We start from the raw sequence: 4,142 nt of genomic DNA on the forward strand, positions 1-4,142 counted from the left end.
CAATTACATTAGAATGTGATTGTGGCAACGTTAAATCATATAATGTTGGAAATAAATATCATAGTGAAGTACATGACACATATGTTGATCTAACGGGTACAATTTATGACGATGAATTTCGTGCAAAACCTACAGCAAATGGAATGTGGGTACAATGTCGAAAATGCCAAAAAGGATATGAAGTCATTTAAAATGAGACCTTTGTAAAGAAGGAAAATAAAAATTAATAAATTATAGTTTATTGATAGTATTGGTGAATTAATTGAGATATTGAAGAAGTAGTAAGGGGTGATTAGAATGAATTGCCATTATTGCGAAGAAGCAATCCATGAGACGCAGGAAAGTAGCGAGATGTATAACAATAAAAACAAGGAAGTAATTTCTCTTCACTATCCAAATTGCAAGGTAGAATTTACTACATTTTATAAAACGAAAAAAGAGTTTGAACAATTTAAGGTAAATGGATATAAGCAAATCGAACAGATGGAAAAGGGGGAAATCCCCAAAAAGACTGGAAGAGAGTTGTTGAATGATTTACAGGAAAATTAACCACACAGTTCAACAAAATTGTCGGATAAAATGCGACTTTTAATCAATGGAGGTGTGAAATGAACCAATTTAATTCACTTGATTTTAAAGGAAATAAACAAATCATCGAAATTGCAAAAGATTTTGATTATGTGTTAAATAATCTTTGGTCTACTCACAGTCAAAACAAGGGTATAAGTAGATGGAGATTAATAGGAAAAAGTATCCCATCTGTATTTTATCAAAGAATTGCAACCGAAATTGCACATGTCGAACTTGGTCATGGAAGAGAACAGGCATTAATGGCAGTTAAAAGTGAAATGGTTAAGTATTTACAACACATGATAAAAAGCTGATTTTACTCAATAACAAAAGGAGGTACTATAGTGGACAATGTTACAGCAGCAAACAATTTACTTGATAAAGTATGTAGTATTGACAATGCTTTGAAAGGGGTAATGAATGAAGCCACAAGAAGTCATGTCACAAATGATTTAAGTCAGAGATTTGACAGTATTACTAAAGATTTTCCTCATTTAGTAGAGGATATTCAAAATAGAATAGTAAAGTATCATTCAGTCAAAGGTGTGCATGGGAAGATCACTGATTTTATACAATTAGTTGACTGGTACAGTATGTCTTTGGCAGATAAACCAATTGAGTATTGGGATACAAGAGGAAAATACTATAGTCTTAGAATGGACGAAGTTATTAATATGTTTCTTATGGCAAGATTCAATTGTTAGAAGGGAAGGGGTAAGCTGCTGTGAAATGTGATCTATGCGAAGACTGTTGGGATAAGTATTGTGAAGAAAACTGTAAGTAAAATAGTTTTTTATATAAAAACATGCTGTACTTCAGATGTTTAAGTGAATTATAATATTTATATATTTAATACACTTGTTTTGACTTTTGTGATTTTTAATGGTAAGGTTTACACAAAGAAAAGAAATGAGTGGGTTATATGGAAACTTGTTCAGTTGATGGATGTGAAAATATTATCAAAACAAAAGGATTATGCAATAAGCACTATATTAAGCTATTAAGAAGAGGAACAACAGAAGCATACTCTAAGCCTATATGCACTATTGACGGTTGCGATATTCCTACCACAGCAAAAGGGTTATGTGTTAAACATTATGGAAGAAAAAGAAAGACAGGAACGACAGACGTTCATTTTAAAAATAAAGGAAAACAGTGTTCTGTTGAGGACTGCGAAGAAACTGCTCGCACTAAAGGTCTTTGCAATCTACATTACACCAGATCAAAAATACATGGTACTCCTATTGCTCAACTCGAAAGAGAAAGCGTTAAAGGAAAAGTTTGTATAGTTGATGAGTGTCAAAAATCCGTGAGAGCAAAAGGATTATGTAAAAATCACTATGCTAATTTTAATTATTATAAAAAAACTGAGGGTATTAGTACAGTAGAAGAGTACCTTATTAAAATAGATGTGCTTTCAAAATGATTAAGACAAATTGTAATGGAGGGAGATGACAATATGTTTAAAAAAGTTAAAGTTTACGAAGGTAGCAGCAATATTGTATTGGAAGATGAAGAGTATGGATATGATGAGGTTACTCTCAAATGGGACGGATGCATTGACTATTCAATGGGATTAAATGGAGTTAAGCCTAGTGAAGATAAGACAGGTGAAAATTCTCAATACATTCACATTTGCGATATTGATGAGATGATTGAGAAACTTCAGGCTTTAAAGGAATATGGGAGAAAGCATTTTAATAATGAATTTTGGGATTGATGTAAAGAAAAGTATCAATAAAATGATACTTTAAATAGATAATGCTACAGCAAGTAAAATGACGATTTTAATATCAGAGAGCAGACACAAATTGTACTGTAAAGGAGGAATAAAAAATGTACCGTTGTGAGAATTGTCATAAAGAAAGTCCTTTTGTTTTTATGGATAAAGTGAGTAACAAATTGGTTTGTTTTGAGTGCATGACTTTTGCTATTGAAAATGGCGTTAGGCTTTCATCTGATTTTAAGAAAGCAAATTAGCTTCACAATTCGACCAAAGAAGTGAATTAAATGTATATATATAGTGTCAGTAATAAAGTACAACTAAAGAGTTGGCGAACAGCTCATACATAAAAAAATGAATAAATAAATTATAAGTTTATAGTTGTATTATGAATTTCATTATGATACACTGAATATAATAAATAAAACAAAAAACCATTCCATAGGAGGAAAAGAAAATGAAAAATACTGTTGTGATAAATTTTAAAAATGTAGTTGAGGAACTTGAAAGTAAAAAATTGAAGTTATGCTATTTTAAAAATGGTCATTTTGTTGAAGATGCTCAAGGAAATTTTTATGCAATTGATATTTTATATCATGGTTCATATCTTGATCGCTTAATTAAAAATGGAAATGTAATTGAGTTTAATCGTATAGATAATCAACTTATTAAAGAATGGGAACAAATCTGGGAAGTTTCAGAAGTAAAATCTTTTATTAACAGGCATTCATTGTAAGTGATAATTAGCAAAACTAATGTTCAAATAAAATAAATGTTTTAAGCGATAATAAATTATAAGGGGGACTAGTAATGCGTAAACCAATTCCACAAATACAAAGTGAGTTAGTTGAAATTATAGCTAATGTAGCCATGATAAGCGTGAATGGTGGCGACAATTTAGATAAGCAATGTAAATCAAATGCAATTCAATTGTTAAAGATGGCTATTGCTGACTTAGATGAACATAAAAACAAGTAACCAACTAAAACAAGGTTTTTAAATGGGGAGGAGTAATTATATGACATCGATACAACAAGGATTTGAAGCGTTAACCACAATTCACGATTATGAACTAAGTCAAATGAAGAAGAAAGCCAAAGAAAAAGCAACTGAAGTTTCATTGTTAATGAATGAAGGAAAGAGTATTACAGCAGCATTCAATATTTCACATGTGTATCACAATGAGGACTTAATGTTTACAGCTTATTTTATGGAAGAACTAAAAATACAATTACAGATAAGCTAAGAGAATATAAATAAACTGTATCATTAATAAATTATAAACATATAATGAATTATAAAACAAAGTGGAGGATGATGGAATGAGTTACGACAAATTAGAAGAAAGTTCATTCGACAATCTTGAACTATGTAGCGAAGCAATTACAGCATTAGAAGAGGAAATGAATGATCTGCTTGAATATGAAACATCAAACGAATATGTAACCATGCTTATTATTTATCGACTTGAGGAATTAGATGAGGAAATTGAGAAAATGAAATCAGCAATGGAGCAACTTGTAGCAGCATAGGGAGAGGGGGAAACAGATGAACAATAAACGTAAAGAACTAACTGAAGAGCAAAAAGCAGAAATTCAATTAAAGATGAGAACTTGCCCATGTTGTAAAAAAGAATTAAAGTCAGTCTTCCTTATGAGATATTTAAGAGGAATAGCAGACACAAAAACAAGTCGAGCATGTATTGATTGTGCAGAATCACACTTTGAAGAAGTGAAGAGTCAATTCTTTGTTGAGGAATATGAGGGAAATAAATTCTATAAATACAATGATAAATACTTTCCTTATTGGGAAGCTAATTATTGTTTCGATACTCTTGAAGGACTTAGAG

General features: G+C 30.8%; 11 protein-coding genes. All 11 read left to right on the top strand.

Annotated features, from left to right (window positions below; translation table 11 throughout):
• Positions 1–191: hypothetical protein (locus AC1DSL_RS16135; protein WP_477532968.1), on the top strand; the 191-nt coding region annotated here is incomplete at its 5' end.
• 106 nt (positions 192–297) lie between these two features.
• Complete coding sequence (locus AC1DSL_RS16140) at positions 298–549, top strand: hypothetical protein (RefSeq protein ID WP_477532969.1); 252 nt, start codon at positions 298–300, stop codon at positions 547–549.
• A gap of 59 nt (positions 550–608) precedes the next feature.
• Positions 609–884 carry a hypothetical protein gene (locus AC1DSL_RS16145; RefSeq protein ID WP_477532970.1) on the top strand — a complete coding sequence of 92 codons (276 nt, stop codon included), beginning with the start codon at positions 609–611 and terminating at the stop codon, positions 882–884.
• 30 nt (positions 885–914) lie between these two features.
• Positions 915–1,274 (top strand): hypothetical protein, encoded by a 360-nt coding sequence (locus tag AC1DSL_RS16150; protein WP_477532971.1) that lies wholly within the window; start codon positions 915–917, stop codon positions 1,272–1,274.
• 218 nt (positions 1,275–1,492) lie between these two features.
• A complete protein-coding gene (locus tag AC1DSL_RS16155; protein ID WP_477532972.1) occupies positions 1,493–1,996 on the top strand; it encodes a hypothetical protein in 504 nt (167 codons plus the stop codon).
• Between the two features lie 33 nt (positions 1,997–2,029).
• The gene (locus AC1DSL_RS16160; RefSeq protein ID WP_477532973.1) at positions 2,030–2,290 is read left to right on the top strand and encodes a hypothetical protein; all 261 of its coding nucleotides are present in this window, start codon (positions 2,030–2,032) and stop codon (positions 2,288–2,290) included.
• A gap of 460 nt (positions 2,291–2,750) precedes the next feature.
• Entirely contained in the window at positions 2,751–3,029 is a 279-nt protein-coding gene (locus AC1DSL_RS16165; protein WP_477532974.1) for a hypothetical protein, read from the top strand.
• 74 nt (positions 3,030–3,103) lie between these two features.
• On the top strand, positions 3,104–3,271 hold the full coding sequence (locus AC1DSL_RS16170) for a hypothetical protein (RefSeq protein WP_477532975.1): 168 nt from the start codon (positions 3,104–3,106) through the stop codon (positions 3,269–3,271).
• A 40-nt stretch (positions 3,272–3,311) separates the two neighbouring features.
• On the top strand, positions 3,312–3,539 hold the full coding sequence (locus AC1DSL_RS16175) for a hypothetical protein (RefSeq protein WP_477532976.1): 228 nt from the start codon (positions 3,312–3,314) through the stop codon (positions 3,537–3,539).
• A 76-nt stretch (positions 3,540–3,615) separates the two neighbouring features.
• Positions 3,616–3,825 carry a hypothetical protein gene (locus AC1DSL_RS16180; RefSeq protein WP_477532977.1) on the top strand — a complete coding sequence of 70 codons (210 nt, stop codon included), beginning with the start codon at positions 3,616–3,618 and terminating at the stop codon, positions 3,823–3,825.
• Positions 3,826–3,841: 16 nt separating this feature from the next.
• The coding region (locus AC1DSL_RS16185; RefSeq protein WP_477532978.1) for a hypothetical protein at positions 3,842–4,142 on the top strand (301 nt) is incomplete at its 3' end.

The sequence above is a fragment of the Paenisporosarcina sp. P4_D4 genome (assembly GCF_056401835.1).

Excerpts from the sequence above, each read along its gene's own strand:
- AC1DSL_RS16140 (WP_477532969.1), top strand. The coding sequence starts at position 298 with ATGAATTGCCATTATTGCGAAGAAGCAATCCATGAGACGCAGGAAAGT.
- AC1DSL_RS16145 (WP_477532970.1), top strand. The coding sequence starts at position 609 with ATGAACCAATTTAATTCACTTGATTTTAAAGGAAATAAACAAATCATC.
- AC1DSL_RS16155 (WP_477532972.1), top strand. The coding sequence starts at position 1,493 with ATGGAAACTTGTTCAGTTGATGGATGTGAAAATATTATCAAAACAAAA.
- AC1DSL_RS16160 (WP_477532973.1), top strand. The coding sequence starts at position 2,030 with ATGTTTAAAAAAGTTAAAGTTTACGAAGGTAGCAGCAATATTGTATTG.
- AC1DSL_RS16165 (WP_477532974.1), top strand. The coding sequence starts at position 2,751 with ATGAAAAATACTGTTGTGATAAATTTTAAAAATGTAGTTGAGGAACTT.
- AC1DSL_RS16170 (WP_477532975.1), top strand. The coding sequence starts at position 3,104 with ATGCGTAAACCAATTCCACAAATACAAAGTGAGTTAGTTGAAATTATA.
- AC1DSL_RS16175 (WP_477532976.1), top strand. The coding sequence starts at position 3,312 with ATGACATCGATACAACAAGGATTTGAAGCGTTAACCACAATTCACGAT.
- AC1DSL_RS16180 (WP_477532977.1), top strand. The coding sequence starts at position 3,616 with ATGAGTTACGACAAATTAGAAGAAAGTTCATTCGACAATCTTGAACTA.